This is a genomic window from Chryseobacterium sp. ISL-6, from assembly GCF_018613715.1.
GTDB lineage: Bacteria > Bacteroidota > Bacteroidia > Flavobacteriales > Weeksellaceae > Chryseobacterium > Chryseobacterium paludis.
In genome coordinates, this window is the sequence record NZ_JAGGPT010000010.1 from 106,862 (window position 1) to 124,955 (window position 18,094).

The 18,094-nt window shown below is 32.9% G+C and carries 17 protein-coding genes; 2 read left to right on the forward strand and 15 right to left on the reverse strand.

Annotation, left to right across the window (positions count from 1 at the left end; translation table 11 throughout):
- From J7E44_RS18475 to J7E44_RS18520, 10 genes are all read right to left on the reverse strand, one after another.
- Positions 1-1,320 (reverse strand): serine hydrolase domain-containing protein, encoded by a 1,320-nt coding sequence (locus J7E44_RS18475; protein WP_214832224.1) that lies wholly within the window; start codon positions 1,318-1,320, stop codon positions 1-3.
- A 59-nt stretch (positions 1,321-1,379) separates the two neighbouring features.
- Complete coding sequence (locus tag J7E44_RS18480) at positions 1,380-2,261, reverse strand: hypothetical protein (RefSeq protein ID WP_214832226.1); 882 nt, start codon at positions 2,259-2,261, stop codon at positions 1,380-1,382.
- 35 nt (positions 2,262-2,296) lie between these two features.
- A complete protein-coding gene (locus J7E44_RS18485) occupies positions 2,297-3,091 on the reverse strand; it encodes a thymidylate synthase (RefSeq protein ID WP_214832228.1) in 795 nt (264 codons plus the stop codon).
- 172 nt (positions 3,092-3,263) lie between these two features.
- Positions 3,264-3,458, reverse strand: a complete 195-nt coding sequence (locus J7E44_RS18490) for a hypothetical protein (RefSeq protein WP_214832230.1) — start codon at positions 3,456-3,458, stop codon at positions 3,264-3,266.
- A gap of 196 nt (positions 3,459-3,654) precedes the next feature.
- Positions 3,655-3,888 (reverse strand): hypothetical protein, encoded by a 234-nt coding sequence (locus J7E44_RS18495; protein WP_214832232.1) that lies wholly within the window; start codon positions 3,886-3,888, stop codon positions 3,655-3,657.
- 3 nt (positions 3,889-3,891) lie between these two features.
- The gene (locus J7E44_RS18500) at positions 3,892-4,332 is read right to left on the reverse strand and encodes a hypothetical protein (protein ID WP_214832234.1); all 441 of its coding nucleotides are present in this window, start codon (positions 4,330-4,332) and stop codon (positions 3,892-3,894) included.
- Positions 4,333-4,463: 131 nt separating this feature from the next.
- Positions 4,464-5,810, reverse strand: coding sequence for an alpha-amylase family glycosyl hydrolase (locus tag J7E44_RS18505; RefSeq protein WP_214832242.1), 1,347 nt, complete (start codon positions 5,808-5,810; stop codon positions 4,464-4,466).
- 151 nt (positions 5,811-5,961) lie between these two features.
- The gene (locus tag J7E44_RS18510; RefSeq protein ID WP_214832244.1) at positions 5,962-6,555 is read right to left on the reverse strand and encodes an IS1096 element passenger TnpR family protein; all 594 of its coding nucleotides are present in this window, start codon (positions 6,553-6,555) and stop codon (positions 5,962-5,964) included.
- A gap of 133 nt (positions 6,556-6,688) precedes the next feature.
- Positions 6,689-7,720 (reverse strand): sensor histidine kinase, encoded by a 1,032-nt coding sequence (locus J7E44_RS18515; RefSeq protein WP_214832246.1) that lies wholly within the window; start codon positions 7,718-7,720, stop codon positions 6,689-6,691.
- Between the two features lie 48 nt (positions 7,721-7,768).
- Entirely contained in the window at positions 7,769-8,446 is a 678-nt protein-coding gene (locus J7E44_RS18520; protein ID WP_214832248.1) for a response regulator, read from the reverse strand.
- 186 nt (positions 8,447-8,632) lie between these two features.
- Here J7E44_RS18520 and J7E44_RS18525 point away from each other — a divergent pair, with 186 nt between their 5' ends.
- Both J7E44_RS18525 and J7E44_RS18530 read left to right on the forward strand, forming a co-directional pair.
- Positions 8,633-11,269: a TonB-dependent receptor plug domain-containing protein gene (locus J7E44_RS18525; protein ID WP_214832252.1), complete on the forward strand. Its 2,637-nt coding sequence runs from the start codon at positions 8,633-8,635 to the stop codon at positions 11,267-11,269.
- A 33-nt stretch (positions 11,270-11,302) separates the two neighbouring features.
- Positions 11,303-12,502: a beta-helix domain-containing protein gene (locus J7E44_RS18530; protein WP_214832254.1), complete on the forward strand. Its 1,200-nt coding sequence runs from the start codon at positions 11,303-11,305 to the stop codon at positions 12,500-12,502.
- 73 nt (positions 12,503-12,575) lie between these two features.
- Here the strand turns inward: J7E44_RS18530 and J7E44_RS18535 are convergent, their stop codons facing one another.
- From J7E44_RS18535 to J7E44_RS18555, 5 genes are all read right to left on the reverse strand, one after another.
- Positions 12,576-13,022 carry a hypothetical protein gene (locus J7E44_RS18535; RefSeq protein WP_214832256.1) on the reverse strand — a complete coding sequence of 149 codons (447 nt, stop codon included), beginning with the start codon at positions 13,020-13,022 and terminating at the stop codon, positions 12,576-12,578.
- Between the two features lie 92 nt (positions 13,023-13,114).
- Positions 13,115-13,633 (reverse strand): hypothetical protein, encoded by a 519-nt coding sequence (locus J7E44_RS18540; protein WP_214832259.1) that lies wholly within the window; start codon positions 13,631-13,633, stop codon positions 13,115-13,117.
- A 280-nt stretch (positions 13,634-13,913) separates the two neighbouring features.
- A complete protein-coding gene (locus J7E44_RS18545) occupies positions 13,914-15,155 on the reverse strand; it encodes an amidohydrolase (RefSeq protein WP_214832265.1) in 1,242 nt (413 codons plus the stop codon).
- Positions 15,156-15,235: 80 nt separating this feature from the next.
- Entirely contained in the window at positions 15,236-16,081 is an 846-nt protein-coding gene (locus J7E44_RS18550) for an AraC family transcriptional regulator (RefSeq protein WP_214832267.1), read from the reverse strand.
- Between the two features lie 60 nt (positions 16,082-16,141).
- The gene (locus tag J7E44_RS18555) at positions 16,142-17,389 is read right to left on the reverse strand and encodes an amidohydrolase (protein WP_502757518.1); all 1,248 of its coding nucleotides are present in this window, start codon (positions 17,387-17,389) and stop codon (positions 16,142-16,144) included.
- Positions 17,390-18,094 lie beyond the last annotated feature (705 nt).

The window sequence follows — 18,094 nt, forward strand, 5'->3', positions numbered from 1 at the left end:
TTATTCTTTTACAAATATAATTTTATTACCACCCTGCGAGAGTATAAATTCCTTTTTGGCTGGATTAAAATCAATGACAATTCCAGCTGTATCAAATTTAAAACTTGTTTTGGAAGTTGCTTCTAAAGGAAAAGCTCCTTGCCCTGTTGCCTGAGCCATTAATACTTTATCTTTAACAAAAATATTAATTTTCATAGGCATCTCTTTCGTGGCATAAGTTCCAATAAATTGCTGCAGTTCATTTTCAGGAACACTAATCACTGTGAAACTCGGAATTTCAAAATCTTTTCCATAGGCAGCACTCAAAGCTGCTGTAGAAATATTTTCATTTCCAAAATTACTTTGATTACTAATCATTGCAAAAGACTTCTCACCATCCGGAAAATATGATATTACCGAACTAAAATGATCGATTCCTCCATTATGTCCAAAACCCATTTTCCCTTCAAAAGGAACTTCAGTCAATCCAAAACCGTAATGTTCTTTAAAATTACGCATTTTTCCCAGACTTTCTTTTGAAATAAGCTTCCCTGAAACTAAACCATCCATGAAGGTGATTAGCTCGGAGGGTGTAGAAACTAAGTTTCCTGCACCAAGAGGGACAGACATATCTGTTTCAGGACTTTTCACGTAATTATTATTTTGATAAGTATATGAATTAGCCATATTTTTCGAAGGCTCTATTTTGCCACCTACTTTAGTATATTTTAATTGCAAGGGTGCGGTGATGTATTCTTCAATTAACTGAGTGTAAGATTTTTTATAAACTTTCTCTAAAATAAAGCCGAGTAAAGAATAATTTGAATTACTGTAACTAAATTTACTGCCCGGTTCAAAATCCGAACCTGCTTTCTGAATAATATCGATGAGTTTTTCCTGTGAAATGGGCTGCAGATAGTAGGTCATATACAGACCATCATCAGTGAAGTTATGAATTCCACTTCTGTGATCTAAAAGATATTCTATTTTGATCTTTTCGGCATTCTTTATTTGAGGAAAAAACTGACTTAGTCTGGTGTCGAGAGTGAGTTTTTTACTTTCTACTGCTTTCATAATCAAAACTGCTGTGAAAGTTTTCGTTATAGAGCCTATTCTGTAAATGGTATTGATATCAGCTTTTTTATTACTTTCAACATCGGAAAATCCAATCGTATTGGTGTAGATTACTTTTCCATGGTCTGCAATGGCAAAACTACCCATTACTCTATGCTCTTTATCTAAAGTTTTAAAGTAGCTATCAAGTTTTTCTTTGTTAATATTTTGACCGAAATTTAAACTGAAAACTCCAATAGAAACACAAAAAAGTATTTTTTTCAACATACTAATGACATTTCATTAATAAGTAGTGAAAGAAAGGGACTTGTTACATATCTAAACCTTTATCTGGTCGGATATTCATCAGGAAAAATATCATTTGCTTCTAATTCTCTTCTGATTTCAATTTCATCACTGAAAAGGGTATCTTTTTTAATGTAATTAAGAATAAATTCTTTGTTTAAGGGATTTCTGAAAGACAGCAGTTCTTTTAGATATATATCCTTTGAAACACCAACTAAAGTATCATTTTTAATGATTGAGATGAATTCCTTTTGCAAGGCATCAATATAGTCCCCTTTATGCCAATGACTTAGGTAAATAGCCGCAAAAATTTCATGATTTTTAAAAGCTAAAGTCTCAATTCTTTTTCGGTAATTTTTAGGATAATTTTTATATCTAAATACCTCTAGTAAAAGGCTTCTCGGCGAATTTGGATTAAAAATAATGATGCTATCAAGCTTTTTCAACAACTGATCAGATTGCCCGTTCTTCCCGGGTATAGCGTAAAGATATTTGCGATATAAAGGTTCTGCAGGATTCTGATCCCCAATTATACAACCATATTTTGTATGAACTTTAGTTTTTAGATTTAAGAAGTTCGAAAACACTTTGTCAATAAGCTCTGGTTTTCTTTCTAAAAGTCCTACTGAGGCATACACAGCTACAGTTATGTTTTTATTATTAATTAGTGATAATAGTTCGTCTTCCGAAGCCAGCTCAACTAATTTTTTAAAATTTTCAGCATTGGCAGGTTTTTCTGTTCCTTTCCCTATGTCCCCAGTTTGATAGGTATTGATTATTGAAATATGTTTAACGATATCTCTCAAATGCTGGGGCACTCGCAATGTATCAAAAACAGCATCTTTAGAATTATCCCAATTTTCTATTAAAAGTTCAGAATAAACCGGATCTTTCTCTTTTTTACAACTAAAAAGAAAAATCACAGAAATTAGGATAATGGAAATTTTAGAGAAAGTCATTAAATCGCAACAGGCGCTTTAATTCCCGGATGTGGGTCGTAATTTTCCAACGTAAAATCTTCAAAATTAAAATCGAATATATTCTTAATTTCTGGATTCAATTTCATTGTAGGAAGTGGTTTTGGATCTCTTGAAAGTTGTCTGTTTACCTGTTCAAAATGGTTATTGTAAATATGAACATCACCAAAACTGTGAACATAATCCCCCACTTCGAGATCACAAACCTGCGCTACCATCATCAATAATAAAGCATAGCTAGCAATATTAAAAGGAACTCCAAGGAAAACATCAGCGCTTCTTTGATAAAGTTGTAAAGATAACTTTCCGTCTGCTACATAAAACTGAAATAATGCATGACAAGGTGCTAAAGCCATATTTGGAATTTCTGCTACATTCCATGCAGAAACGATCAGCCTTCTGGAATCCGGATTTTTTTTGATCTGATCAATTACCTCTGAAATCTGGTCCACTATCTTATTATCTGCTCCACTCCAGCTTCTCCATTGTGCTCCGTAAACGGGACCTAAATCTCCATTTTCATTGGCCCATTCATCCCAGATGCTTACCCCATGATCATTTAAATATTGAACATTAGTATCTCCTTTTAAGAACCATAGTAATTCATAAATTATAGATTTCAAATGCACCTTCTTGGTTGTTACCAAAGGAAAACCTTTTGATAAATCATATCTCAGCTGATATCCGAAAACACTTCTTGTTCCGGTTCCTGTTCGATCTGTTTTGTCTGTTCCATTATCCAGGATATGCTGTAAAAGGTCTAAGTAATTTTGCATTTTGAAAATTTTAATTTATGTGTTTTTGATAAATTATAAGAGACTTCAAAGTTAATAAAAAAACCGTTGTGAAAAATAATTTCACAATGGTTTAATGTTATTCTTTTATATGTTTAAACCTATAGGACTCCTTAGAAATCAATCATTAATTTCTGAAGATTTTCTAGATAAATTACCGTATAACAACCGCAACTTCCTGAGAATTCCCTTCTACTGATTTCACTTTTCCAAATTTATTTTTATTCATTATGGTATCATTCCAATAATCTAAAGTGACGGGTCCGAATTTTATCAGTTTTTTATACTTACTCTGATCTATAATTTCTTTTCCGCCATAATCAATCGCCATGTTTCCGATTGATTTCAATTTCCCAAATTTACTGTTGTCTATAATATCATGATCCCAATAATCTATAGATATGCTGCCAATCTTTTTTACTTTACCGGTTTTTTCCTTGTCAAAACGATCCCAATAATCTATAACGATATTCCCTATGCTTTTTACTTTACCCTCTTTTTCATTATCAAAATGATCCCAATATTCCCTATTTTCTTGATTTTGCCTATATTTTCACGGTCGAAATACTGATCATCATAATAATCAACATTCCCATTGGAAATTGAATTAAACCCTGCAACTGATCCTTCGTCATCAATTGTAATGATGACACCTCCCGTAGTAATATCAACAGATTTAAATCATATGATTTACCTGAAACATGAGCCCTCACCTGAGCCAATGCAAGGGAGTTTGCAATTATAAGTAAAAGACCACATACAATGTATTTCAATTTCATAGCTTACCAGATATTTTCAATAGTTTGATCAATATTATTAATATCAAACTTCTCTGCTATTTTCTTGCCAAACATTGCTTTTACCAGCGGAGATTCTACAGAAACGGTCATTATTTTCTGATTTTCAGATACAATTTCTCCAACAGGTACGGAAATATAAAACAATCCTTTATCGGTCTTCACTAATGCTCCGTTCTGTACTTTGGAAGATTCATCTGAACTTATTTTCTGAAGAATAGTCTGCTGATTTAAAGATTCATTAAGCTGTCTTTGAAGATTATTGATTTCCTGCTGAACCATTTCACGACTGGTTTCATACTTGTCCCCCATTGAACTCTTGGTTTCATTATTTGAAGCCCGGGTTTCAGCAATTAGGGTTTCAAACTTTTGAATTCTCTCTGAGAGTTTTGTTTTTATAATATTTAATATTTCTTTCTTATTCATTTTACAATTAACTAGATCCTGTATTTACTTGATGTAAAAAGCAGGCCGGAGCCCACTTCTATTGGTATTATAAACTTAAATATAATCAATCTTTTTTATATTTTAAGCCAGAATTTCAATAGCTTAAAATTTCATTTTTCAAACACTTTGTAATCAGAAACTTTAAAATTAAAATCTTTACCTGTATTAAAGTCCATTTTTGTTCCATCAAATACATTTCTAAATGTTCCTGACAGGTTTTCATCCTGAATACTGAAATTTACATCTTCTTTTGACATGTTTAAAATAACTAAAACCTCATCTTTATCATTCTTCCTGATATAGGCTAAAATTTTATCATTAGCCGTTGTATTCAGAAGATAGGTTATAACGTTTGCATCCCCACCTCTTAAGGCCGAATTTGAAGATTTCAACTCCAATAATGTCCTGTAAAAATCTGCAACCTGATAATTGTTTGTCCATTCTATAGCATCCTTTTCGAAAAACTCCAATCGTTTCATATTAGGCAGCTCCTGTCCGGAATACAATAAAGGAATACCATTCCATGTTGCTGAGAAAACAGCCATTGGTTTGGTGATGACTCCATACTTTTCATACTCTGTTCCATTCCATGAATTCTCATCATGGTTGCTGGTAAACCATGCCCGCATTGAAGAGTCCCCAATATTAGAATATTTAATCAGCAAGTCTTTTAAATCCTGTAATGGAAGATCCTTCTTATAATAGTCTTCAGATGTGTGCATCCATTTCCATGAATAACTCGCATCGAAAACCTTTCCATATTCGGGACTTTCCAATTCATCAAACTCGCCTAACCAGAAAAGCGGTTTGATGGTCTCCACTTCAGGACGTGCCTGCACCCAGAAATCAACTTCAACCCACGAAGCAAGATCACATCTGAAACCGTCGATATTTGTTTCTTTAACCCAAAATTTCATTGCATCAATCATTGCTTTTCGCATCTCTTGATTTTTATAGTCAAGTTCAATGATATCATCCATTCCTGAAGCAATGTGAAACTTTCCATCAGGATCTTTTAAATAAAATTCAGGATGTGTTTTTGTCCAGATATGGTCCCACCCTGTATGATTGGCAACCCAATCAATGATCACCTTAAACCCTAATCGATGTGCCTCATTCACCATATGCTTGAAATCATTGATTGTACCGAACTCCGAATTAATAGAAGTGTAATCTGCAGCTGCATAAGGACTTCCTAAGCTTCCTTTTTTATTTTGCTGGGCAATTGGAGTAATAGGCATAAACCAGAGTACCTTCACTCCCATTGATTTTAGGCGCGGCATTTCTTTTTCAAATGCTTTAAAAGTTCCTTCCTTAGTGTATTGTCTTATATTGACTTCATAAATATTAGTAGAATGCTTCCAATCTCTGGGTAAATCCATTGTCTTATTTGTATTTTGTATAGCACAGGAAACAATTCCTAAGCCAATAATTGCTAATAAAATTATTTTTTTCATTAATCCCGTTTTAACAAAAATAGGAATTGTTCGGATGATTAATATAAAAAGCAGAAAAGCAAATTTATTGTTCTATCTTTTGTTTAGGTTCAAGCATAAAAAAGTCCCGGATATAAATCCAGGACTGTATATTTTTAATAGTGTATAAATCTTATACTTCTTCATTATCATCTTCCTCATCGAAGACATCATCGTTATAGTCTTCTTCTTCCTCATCATCAAAGTTGTCATCTTCATCAGCAAAGCTATCACCGCTTCCAAAATCATCGTCAAAATTGAATTCGTCGTCCATCAGAGGCATAGCCGATTTCTTTTTAGATGCACCCCCATTTCCACTTTTACTTGGTGCTTTTAAAGGAACATTTCCAAATCGGTATACTGTAATTGGATAATTAACTCCTTTTGTTTCTTCAATTACTTCAACAAGCTCACAGAAGAATTCCCAAAGATCCAGAAGTCCATATTGGAATTGAGCTTTATCCCCTTCTTTTGCAAAAGCCTCATCAATATATACATCTGACATAATTTCGCCATCACCATCATCACTCATATCCTCTAGTGGAACACTTTTTACTATCGTACCATCTTCTTCCAGTAAATTAAAAGTTGAAAGCTCATCTCCTTGCAAGCTGAACGCACTCTTAATTCCTAGATGTAAATTCCATAGTGTCTGTTTTCCCTTTACTTCGATATCACGGAAAATATCTTCTTTCGCATCTAATATTACGCGGATTTTGTAAACCATATCAGTCTTTAAATTACTTTTTGCCTTTATTTATTATGATAAATTTCTGTTGCAAATATATAATAAATGACATGTCACAAAAAAATATTTCAAGATTTTTTAAAATATTTTTTTTCCTTACATTTTGCCAGGATTATTTGCTTTTTTCAAGCATAAAACTGAATTTTGTCCCTTCAAGGTACACACTTTCAACTGTAATATTTTCTTTATGGGCTTCAAGAATATGCTTTACAATGGCCAAACCTAAGCCAGAGCCACCTTCTCTTCGGCTTCTACTTGTCTCTACGCGATAAAATCTCTCGAAAATTCTTGGTAAGATTTCCGATTTTATCCCCATCCCATTATCAATAACCTCGATTAAGACTTTGTTCTTCAGGACACTTGTTTTTACAACAACCTTTGCCTCCTGTCTGTTAGCATAATGAATAGCATTGGAAACCAGATTGATAAAAACCTGAGACATCTTTTGCTTATCTGCTTCTACAAAAATCTGTGGATGCAGGGTTTGAATCTGTAATGTTGTATTATGTTTTTCAGCTTCAAGATCCAGAAGGTCAAAAATTTCTTTTATCAAAAGATTCACATCAAATCTTGAAACTGTAAGATTAATTTCTCCTGCTTCAAGTCTGTTAATCATATCCAGATCGGTGACAATAGCAATCAGTCTTTCAACAGAAATATCTATTCTTTCCAGATACTTATCCCGGATGGTTAAATTATCTACCCCACCATCTCTTAGGGTTTCCACATATCCCTGAATGGAAAACAATGGCGTTTTGAGCTCATGAGAAACATTTCCAATATATTCTTTACGATAGCTTTCCATTTCCTTCATCATATCGATCTCAGAAACTTTCTGCTGATTAAGATCAGAAAACCTTTCTCCTAATTCTTTAATGGTAATATTTTCATCATTGTTATTTACAATCTCCTGTGGTAAAAGCTGTGAAAGCCCACGAACCTGCTTTTTACCGTAGTAATTAAACAGCAATTCAAGGACTAAATAATTAACAATAAAGATAATAACGAGACAAAGGATAAGTCCTATTTTGAAAAAAGGAGTTTTATAATAAATATCTTTCAGTGAATCAAAAATGATCACCAATAAGAACATCACCAATGTTATTAAACATGATGCGACAAGAGTAAGCCTGTAAAATTTCAATTTTACAATTTTTATGGGTTAGTAGGGTAAAGGTAGGATATTTCGTTATTAAACGATCAACTTATATCCTATTCCTTTTAGAGTCTGAATGGTATTAATTCCTAATTTCTCTCTCAATCTTCTGATATGAACATCGATCGTTCTTTCACCAACGATAACATCATTACCCCAAACTTTCTCTAGAATTTCTTCTCTTTTGAAAACTTTTTCAGTGTTAGATGCTAAAAGATAAAGCAGATCAAATTCTTTTTTAGGAAGTAAAAACTGCTGCCCGGCTTTAGAAACTCTGAAATTATCTTTATCAATAATTAAGTCTCCGATTTCAATTAATTTAGCATTGTCAGAAACCTGAGATGTTAATTGTAATAGGGCGTTTACTTTAGAAATAAGAATTTTTGGTTTGATCAGTTTTACGATGTAATCATTTGCTCCTGCCTGAAAACCGGCTAATTGAGAAAATTCTTCACTTCTTGCAGAAAGAAAAACAATTAATGATTTTTGAAGTTCTTTAACTTTGCGAAGTTCCTGGCAAGTTTCGATACCATCTTTTTCTGGCATCATCACATCCAGTAATATAAGGTCCGGAATAATTTCTTTAGCTTTTTCTATTCCTTCGTTACCATTGGTAGCGGTATAAATATCGTAGCCTTCCTTTTCCAGGTTATAAGACAGAATCTCTAAAATATCCAGTTCATCGTCTATTAAGAGTATTTTCTTTTGGTTCATTTTCAATTTTTACGAGTCAAAGTTAATAATTTTTATACCACAGATGAACAAATCATCTATCGTTCATATAAAGTTAACAATTATATCGTTTTGTTAATGTTTAGTTAAGAAAAAATTAAATTAAACTAAACCATTAAGACCGATTAACTTTTATTTCTTTGCAGCGAAAGAATATAGTAAAATAAAATGAATTTTAAGAAAGTTAGTACAGCGGTTATATTTTTAACCGCCTCATCGACTGCATTTTATGCTCAAGATACCAGGCAAGATACCATCAAGAAAGAGAAAAAGATCGAAGGTGTTGTCATCCAGGGTAGTAGCAATAAAAAAACTGAAACTGCTGTATTAGGAGAACAGAAAAAGGCAATTATCCAGAAGCAAGCGGTAAGCGCCGAGGAAATTTCCAGAAAAGGAATCTCTAACGTAGAACAAGGTCTTACGAAAGTAACCGGAATCACTACAGTTGAAGGAAGAGGACTTTTCGTAAGAGGTCTTGAAGAAAGATACAACTATCTATTAATAAACGGACTGGGATCTCCTTCTAACAACCCTTTCCAAAAAATCATTGCATTAAAGCAATTCCCAACCGATGTTGTAGGTAAATTAAATATCTATAAAACATTCAACTCTAACCTTTATGGTGATTTCGCCGGAGCCACTTTTGATATTGAAACCTTAACGATTGATAAGTCATTTTCAAAAATTGAATTTAGTGTTGGTGTAAATACATTAAGTACATTCAAGGATGGTTTCAAAATTTCAGAAGGAGCAGATGGTTTCGACGGTTATTTAGGACTTAACTCGAACGACAAAAAATTACCTTCAGCAATTAGAAATGCTCGTCCAAACAACTACAGATTTTCAGCAGCTGAATCATTATCCCAGTTTAAAGATAATTGGAATGTGGATAATGTAAAATCTCTACCAAATACGAGTATTGGTTTTACAACAGTACAAAAAATGAAGGCTGGTGAAACGGGGAGCTTAGGTATATTATTCTCATTAAATCAAAGTTCCGAATATTCTTATAAAGAAGGTGCAAAAAATCAGTTTAAAGATTTTGGAGGAATAATCAATCTTAATAATGACCTTCAAAGAAAGCAGTACAATTATGAATTAGAATCTTCTGCTCTCTTAGGTTTTGGATATAAAAATAAAGGAACAGCGATCAATTTAAACGCTATGTATCTTCAAAACGTAAATAATATTATTGAAGATTACTATGGATACAAAAACAATCAAGTTCAAAATAGAGATGTTGGATTTTTCCGTACTAACCAACAGGATTTATCAAGATTTCTAAATATTCAATTAACAGCCTCTCAAAAATTAGGGGACAGACATCAATTTAAAGCTGGAGGAAGTTATGTAATCAACAACTACCAACAGCCAGACAGAAAAATATTAGAAGGAAGCCGTCAAGACGCAAACGGAAATAATTTATCAGATGACCAATTACTTTTGGCTTATGGTGGAAATAATATTATTCGTCAGTATCTTGATGTAAATTCAAGGTTCTATGGTTCAGCATATGGAGAGTATTCAGTTTTCTTAGGAGAGAAAGGAGATAAAAAAGATTATCCGATGCAATTATCCATTGGATATAATGGTTTCGCTGATTTAAGAAAAACGTCATATCGCTTCCTTTTCGGAAAACCTAATGGAACTGCTGGACAAACTTTTTTAATTGATAAAAACAAACCTCAAGACAAATTCAATCAAGACTTAGCTAATAATTTATTTTATTTCCAAGAAGAATCTGATGGATCTAAGTTCTTTACGAGCATGTATCAATTTGTAAATGCAGGATATATTAATTTTAATTATAAACCATCCGAAACGTGGGATTTCTTACTAGGGGCTCGTTATGAAAATGATATGACCTTAATACGTTTTTCACAACAAGGTGCACCTAATAAAGAAAATAAGGAAAAAATAAGAGACTTATTCCTTCCTTCAATTTCCATCAAAAAAGCACTTAATAATAAAAATAACTTAAGATTCGCTTTCAGTAAAACAGTCACGAGACCTGTTCTTATTGAAACAATGGATATTGATTATATCAACCCAGATAATGAAACCATTAGAGGTAATCCAAATATCGAAAACAGCAATAATTACAATTTTGATTTGAAATGGGAATATTTCCCAACTACGAAGGAAATGTTTGCCGTTAATTTATTTGCAAAAAGAATTAACAATGCTATTGAAAGATCATTTGTTTCTTCAGGAGATGCAAATGGTGTAACCGTTACTTTTTATAATGCTAAAAAAGCAGACCTTGCAGGAGTTGAGCTAGAGGGAATCATTAGCCTGGGAAGAATCTCTGAATCATTAGATAAATTTACTTTGGGCGCCAATGCAACATTTATGTACACTGATGTTGAAAGAAGCGAAGATCAATTAAAACTTGAGCAACCCAATCCAGAATTTTATAAAGGAGGTCTAAGAAAAAGAGGTCTTCAAGGTGCTTCACCTTACACGATTAATGCAGATTTGAAATATGAAATGAAAACTAAGAACAATCTTAGCAGAACATTCTCACTGGTATACAATGTTTCAGGTTCTAAAATATATGCAGTTGGAACTTCCGGCTCAGACAACTTTTACGAAAAGCCATTTCATCAGTTAGATTTTATTTATCAGGAGCAAATCACAAAGAACTGGAATGTGAAAGCTGGAGTTCAAAATATATTCAATAACAGATACAGAATACTCTTAGGAGATAAAAGTTATTATAATGTAGATACAAATGGTATTAATACTTATACAGACTACTTCCGAGGAGTAAACTTTAACCTTACTGTAGGTTATACTTTCTAACAAATTTTTAATAAATAATAAATCATATATAAAATGAAAAGAAGATTTTTATCATTATTATCGCTAACATTTATATTAGCAGCGGCCCTAAACTCATGTACTATCGATGTAAATGACGGATTAGGAGACGAAATAGTTACTCCTAACCCTGATACAACAGTACTTACAGGTACAATCAATAAAGATACTGTATTTAAAAAAGGAAATTATACTTTAAAAGGTATTGTAAAAGTGACAGGTGGAGCAACTTTGACTATTGAAGCAGGAGCTAACTTCACGGTTGACACATCTACGAACAGCAGTTTAGTTGTTCTTCAAGATGGTAAAATTAACGCTGTAGGAACTGCTGCTGAACCAATTGTATTTACTACTACTACAAAAACACCAGGAGACTGGGGAGGAATTACCTTGTATGGAACAGCACCTATTAAAGCTATAAATGGTACATCAAGTGCACTTTCAGAAGATGGGAATGCAGTGTATTATGGTGGAAATGATGCTAATTCAAACTCTGGAACTTTGAAGTTTGTAAGAGTAGAGTATGCTGGTAAAAAAATTGGTGATGGAACATCTGAAACGAATTCCATGACATTCTATGCAGTTGGAGCAGGTACTACACTAGAAAATCTAGTTACTTACAAAGGGACTGATGATGGATATGAATTTTTCGGAGGAACCGTGAGCGCTAAAAATATTGTATCATATGGTAACTATGATGACTCATTTGACTGGCAGGATGCTTGGAGTGGACAAAACAATACAAATTGGTATGCCTTCCAGACAGGTGTTGGTAATTTTGGGATGGAAATCGAATCATCTGGAAATGTAGACAATACAGCACCAAAGATTTCGAATATCACACTTATTAGAGCTAATAACACAAATCCGGAAACAGCTAATTCACCAGAAATTTCAGCTATTCAATTTAAAAAACAAGGAACAGGTATTTTCTCTAATGTTTATATCAGTGGTTATAAAAACATCGGAAATCAAAAAGGATATTCAGTTCTTATCCAAGATGCTGCTACTGAAACTAGTCAGGTAAATACAGGTAAAATAGTAGTTAATCCTCTTACTTACTTAAACTCTGATAATGCTGGAGTTTGGGGATATGCATATACTCCAAACGGTGGTAAGACTTTCACTAATGCAACAACGGTTACAAAAGTATCTTTAGTTGCAGGAGCTTGGGCTACTGTGGATGGTGTTAACCTTCTAGCTGGATTACAATAATTAAGTAATTAGTTTCTCATATCAAATTGAAAGAAGCCATCAGAAAATAATTTTCTGATGGCTTTTTCTTTTATTAATATTCATACTTATTAAGAAGTATGATTCTCCTTATTTTATGTATAAGTGCTTGAGTAAAGTTTCTGTTATTCTTAGTTTCAGTTAAAATTTTCGCAATATTTTCATTTAAATAATTCATTTCAAGAATAAAATCAACACATAGATTTAACCAATAACTTTGCTTATTCTCCACCATATCTTTTAATATTAATTCTATAGGAAAAATATCTGAAAGTAAAACATCATATTTCTTAGTTAGTATTCTCAATTGCTCACTTACCGCTTCTATATTTTCAAATACTATATAGAATGGATAGCCATAAAATGAATTAACACTAATATTCTGTACCTTTTCTTTATAAACAACCTTCCAGCTATCACCAAGAAAACAACAGTTGTATTGTAGTTTGGGTAAGTAAATTATTTTTTCTTCCACCAGAATAATCTCGTATATTTTTATCACACAAAAGGTATTGAATAATATTCAATACCTTTCTATTTTGGATGATCTTTGCTTTTTTATTAATATAGTTTCGTCATATTTTATCGTATAAATTAAGTCGTAAGAAAATCCTTAGGAATCACATTTTTTAATTCCTTTGCTTTTAGCAATCTGTTTTGTCCGTAATGTTCTATGGTAATTACTTTCTTTAAGTCGCTTTTAGCAATTTTTGGTTCTAATAGTAATGAGTAGAATCTTGCTATATCCACTCTTAGACCCTCTGTTTCTATGGTATACTGTTCTTGACCAGATTTAAGGCATTCATCAAATAATGACAGCAGCTGATAAAGGTTAACCATCTCTTCCTCAGAAAGAAGCGCTTTTTTGGAAAATAATTTAAACTTACTTTTACTGTTCTCAGCCTGTGCAGTTGAATGATTAAAATTCCCATCAGGAACATTAAGCTTTATCTTTAGATAGCTAATCATCTGTTCAGGGGATATTCTATCCTGATAGTAATCCTGAAGTTCTTTTAAAGAGGTCCATCTGCTTCTATCCAGTGACAAATCCACCTGTCTCAAAAAAGCATAAAAGAAAAGAATTTGTTTGTAATCTACTTCTAAATAGTTCATGATATATAATTATTTATTAGCCTCTCCAAAATTTTGGAAGGTGAAACAATAGTTTTTCATAAAAAATTTTTGTGCGATAGTGTTTAATATTTTCCACAGCATCACTGCTCTGAAATAACTGTACGAATTTATTTTATTCTTAAATAATAAACGCATTTTATTACGTAAAATTAATATTAAAATTATATTAACCAAATTTCATTCAACATAAAATAGAAAACACCTTCAGAAATTAATTCCCAAAGGTGCTTGATTACAAAAACAAGTATTAAAAAATATATTAATCCTCTTTCCAGAGTAAATTTCCCTGAGCCATAAATCCTTTTACTTCAGATATTCTCGCAACAGCTTCTGCAGAGCAGCTTGCATCTACGAAGACAACGTTAGCTTCATCATCTCCTTTAGGCCACTGTTGAGTTCCTTTTTCATCTAATGGGAGAATATTTTGGGTAGCAAACTCTAAAGTACGTGAAAGCTCTAATTCTGTTTCATAACCATAGAGCTCAGCAATTAAATTGGCTTTCTGCAGCATATTCCCTGATCCAAAAGTACTCCAGTAATCCTGTACGTTGTCATTACCTATTAAAACATTGACTCCATATTTTTTCAATGTTGGAATTGGCATAATTGTTCCCCTGAATGGAACGGAAGAAGCTATTCCAACTTCAGCCATTGCCAATCTTTCTGCAATGTGTTCTGTTTCCTTTAATGAAAGATGCCCTAGAGCAAAAGCATGGCTGACAAAAGTCTTTCTTTTAAGTTGTGGATTCTCAATCACCTTATCAATGAGATAATTGATTGTTTTCATTCCTGGCTCGCCAACTTCGTGTAAATGAATATCAATTCCTTTTTGATTATCCAAAGCCAATTGAACGGTAAAATCAATCACCTTTTCAATACTTCCATCGATACTATATGGGTCTAAGCCTCCAATAAAATCAACAGTTTTTAATGCTGCGGCTTCTTTCATCAGAGGAGCCGAATCCGTATAATACAATCCATGTTGTGGAAAAGCAACCAATTCAGCTTTGAAGAAATCTTTTTTATGCTCTAAAGCTTTTTCTAAATTTTCTAAAGACTTTAATCCAGAAGTAGGATCAATATTGAAATGGGTTCTTGCAAAACTTGTCCCATAACCTTGTAGCAAAGAAATCAATTGTTCTGCACGTTCAACAGAGGTCTTTAAAAGTTCAGGGATAATCTCCTGCTCATAAGTAATCATGTCTTTTACCGTTTTTCTTTTCGGTGAAAGCGCTTGCCAGGGCAGTCCATATAAAGTCTTATCTAAATGCACGTGCATGTCTTTGAATGCAGGAAGCATCAAAAACTCTTTTGCATCAATCCCCTTTGAATGTACATCATTAGGTCTGACAGCCTTTATTCTTCCGGCTTCAATTTCAATACAAAAGAGAGCTGTTTTTGTTCTGACAACCTCTTTATCATCATATTCAAAGCCTGTTTCCAGACGTACATTTTTTAATGTATAACTTCCTGTACCGATAGAGTGATATTCTGACTTCATACTCATGATTTTACACCACAAAGTTACATCCGTCATATCTAAACCAGGTGTACCAATTATATCAATATTTGTATCAATTATTATTCTTTAAATTGAGAGGGAGTCATTCCTGTCTGGGCTTTAAAAAATTTGGAAAAACTGGCGTGATCATAGAAACCAAGATCATAGACAATATCTTTTACCGACATTTCTGAAACCTTCAGTAGCCTTTTTGCTTCAAGTAAGATCCGATCCTGGATAAGAGAAGAAGCTGAAGCATTCAAGTTTTTCTTGCAGACAATATTTAAATAATTTGCCGAAATACTCAACTTTTCAGCATAAAAAGAAACAGAACGCTCTTCTTTAAAATGTTTATCGATTAAATGTAAAAATTTGGAGATAATGGGATTTGAATTAAAGATTTCAAAATCATTAAAAGTCCCTTCAACGGATTTACTTATGAGCAATCCGATCACTTCACTTCTTTTTTGTATCAATTCCCAGAATGCCACTTTTTCATTTAAAATACTCTGAATGCCTTTAAACTCATACAAAAGCAATTGATATATTTCCTTTGAAATAGTAATAACAGGATGATTGTGGTAGTAAGAAGCAGAAAACCTTAAGGCAGGTAAGAAACTTTCAAACCATTCACGACTTATCATTAACTGATATCCTATTGTTTCTTTCTCTATGATCCAATGATGAACCTGGCCTGGAAAAACCAGGTGAACCTGATTGTTTTCAACTTTATATTCTTTAAAATCAATCGTATGAAAGCCTCTGCCCTGTTCAAAAAGATTAATGATAAAAAAATCATGCTTATGAGGTTTATCAATTGATCTTTCCCCATGAAGCTCATTAAACACCAGATTACAACCCTTCGACTGATCTTCACTAAATTCATGAATACCTAAAACAGGAAAATAATCTGATCCGTGACTCATTCTACTCTTAATTTACTTTCTAAAATAAGTAAATTTTATGAGAGTGAATAACAGACTTTACTAAAAGACTACATTTCCCTGATGAATTAGAGATTCTACATGTGAAATCCTTGAAACAGCCTCTGCGGAACAGCTGGCGTTAAGAAATACCAAATTAGCATCATCCCCTTTTTTAGGCCATTGCTGATTTCCTTTATCATCTAAAGGAAGAATATTTCCCGTCGCCAGTTTCAAACTTCTTGATAATAAAAACTCTGTTGAATATCCATACAATTGCGCCATCAGATTCGCTTTCTGCAAAACACTTCCAGTTCCGAAAGTATTCCAATGATCAACAATACTGTCATTACCTGTTAAAACCGTTACATTATGCTTATACAGAGTGGGAATTGGCATAATAAGACTTCCGAAAGGAATAGTAGAAACAATTCCTATTTGAGCATTCGCCAATTTTTCAGCAACTTCCTCTTGTTTTGGTTTATCCAATTTTCCCAATACAAAACAATGACTTAAGTAGGTTTTCCCCTTAAGACTGGAATTTTCATTGACTTTATCAATTAAATACTCTACGGTTTTTAATCCTGATTCTCCTGATTCATGCAAATGAATGTCAATTCCTTTTTTATGGTCCAATGCCAACTGGACTGTAAAATCAATTGTTTTTTCAATCGCCCCATCAATCGTATATGGATCTAGGCCACCGATGTAGTCGATATCCATAGAAGCCGCCTCTTTAAGATAAGGTACTGAATCGGTATAAAAAACTCCATGTTGAGGAAAGGCAACTAATTCTGCTCCAAAAGTTCTCTTTTTATTTACTAAAGCCTTTTCAAGATTTTTTAATGAATCCAGTTTTGAAGTCGGCTCAACGTTAACATGGCTTCGTGCAAAGGAAGCACCCTTAGATTGCAGCAATTCTATCATTTTTTCAGCTTTAAAAGTTGAATTTTTCAACATTTCCGGAAGTATTTTCTGCTCCAACGCGATCATCCCCTTTACACCACCTGTTCTTTTTCTTACCGCCTGCCATTGGTCACCATAAAAAGTCTTATCCAAGTGAATATGCATATCCTTAAATGCAGGAAGCATCAAAAAGCCTTTGGCATCAATTGCTTTACTATTAGGTTGATTCGGAGCTATTGCTATTATCTTTCCGTTTTCTATTTCAACGCAGAACAAATCAGTTTTCGTTGAGATCACCTCCCCTTCTTCATATTCAAAACCGGTTTCCAAACGTACATTTTTAAGGCTAAGCTTCCCTTTTGCTAAAGGAGAGATGTTTTCTGAAAATAAATTTGTAGCACTCATAGTACCTGAAATTAAAGTTAATCCTGCCATTGCCAGAGCAGAACTTTTAATAAAGTCTTTGCGGGATATATTATTTGAAATGTTCATTCCGAGTCGATTTATTACAAAGTTAAGAACACCGCATCTAAAGAACGAGTATAGTTTATAACAGTTTCTGTATGATTTATGCTTTAGAATATTAATTGGTTTAATCGTGTACTAAACTGTTTCTTCAAATTTTCGATTTGCTAACTTCTAAGGAAAAAAACAATAGTCATTAATTAAGCAACATTAAAAATTTTCTTTAAAGTTCAAATATCAAAATCTATATTTAAAACAAACGGTTTTGATATTCCTATCTATTTTTCTCTTATTACCATTAGTAACAATTAAAGAAATTTCAGATTCCAGATTCTATTAATCAGAATTAATAAGTTTAAGTTTTTACCCATTACGATTTGCAACCTTCACTATCCTTTTACCAACGTTTTCTCCATTCAATACACCGACCAAAGCTTCCGGAAGCTTTTCAAACCATCAATAATATCTTCTTGAACGATTATACTCCCAGATTTCACCCACTTCTCCAAATCTTGGATTGCCCTGTCTTGCTCATGCAAAAAATCAAACAATAAAAATCCCTTCATAATAAGGCTTTTCAATATAATCTGACCAGGAATATTTTTTTTGAATTAACGTGAATTTAGGTTAAGCAAAGTTTAAAAA

Bases quoted from the DNA above. Each gene is read 5' to 3' on its own strand.
- J7E44_RS18475 (WP_214832224.1), bottom strand. From the start codon at position 1,320: ATGTTGAAAAAAATACTTTTTTGTGTTTCTATTGGAGTTTTCAGTTTA.
- J7E44_RS18485 (WP_214832228.1), bottom strand. From the start codon at position 3,091: ATGCAAAATTACTTAGACCTTTTACAGCATATCCTGGATAATGGAACA.
- J7E44_RS18495 (WP_214832232.1), bottom strand. From the start codon at position 3,888: ATGAAATTGAAATACATTGTATGTGGTCTTTTACTTATAATTGCAAAC.
- J7E44_RS18500 (WP_214832234.1), bottom strand. From the start codon at position 4,332: ATGAATAAGAAAGAAATATTAAATATTATAAAAACAAAACTCTCAGAG.
- J7E44_RS18505 (WP_214832242.1), bottom strand. From the start codon at position 5,810: ATGAAAAAAATAATTTTATTAGCAATTATTGGCTTAGGAATTGTTTCC.
- J7E44_RS18510 (WP_214832244.1), bottom strand. From the start codon at position 6,555: ATGGTTTACAAAATCCGCGTAATATTAGATGCGAAAGAAGATATTTTC.
- J7E44_RS18520 (WP_214832248.1), bottom strand. From the start codon at position 8,446: ATGAACCAAAAGAAAATACTCTTAATAGACGATGAACTGGATATTTTA.
- J7E44_RS18525 (WP_214832252.1), top strand. From the start codon at position 8,633: ATGAATTTTAAGAAAGTTAGTACAGCGGTTATATTTTTAACCGCCTCA.
- J7E44_RS18530 (WP_214832254.1), top strand. From the start codon at position 11,303: ATGAAAAGAAGATTTTTATCATTATTATCGCTAACATTTATATTAGCA.
- J7E44_RS18540 (WP_214832259.1), bottom strand. From the start codon at position 13,633: ATGAACTATTTAGAAGTAGATTACAAACAAATTCTTTTCTTTTATGCT.
- J7E44_RS18545 (WP_214832265.1), bottom strand. From the start codon at position 15,155: ATGAAGTCAGAATATCACTCTATCGGTACAGGAAGTTATACATTAAAA.
- J7E44_RS18550 (WP_214832267.1), bottom strand. From the start codon at position 16,081: ATGAGTCACGGATCAGATTATTTTCCTGTTTTAGGTATTCATGAATTT.
- J7E44_RS18555 (WP_502757518.1), bottom strand. From the start codon at position 17,389: ATGAGTGCTACAAATTTATTTTCAGAAAACATCTCTCCTTTAGCAAAA.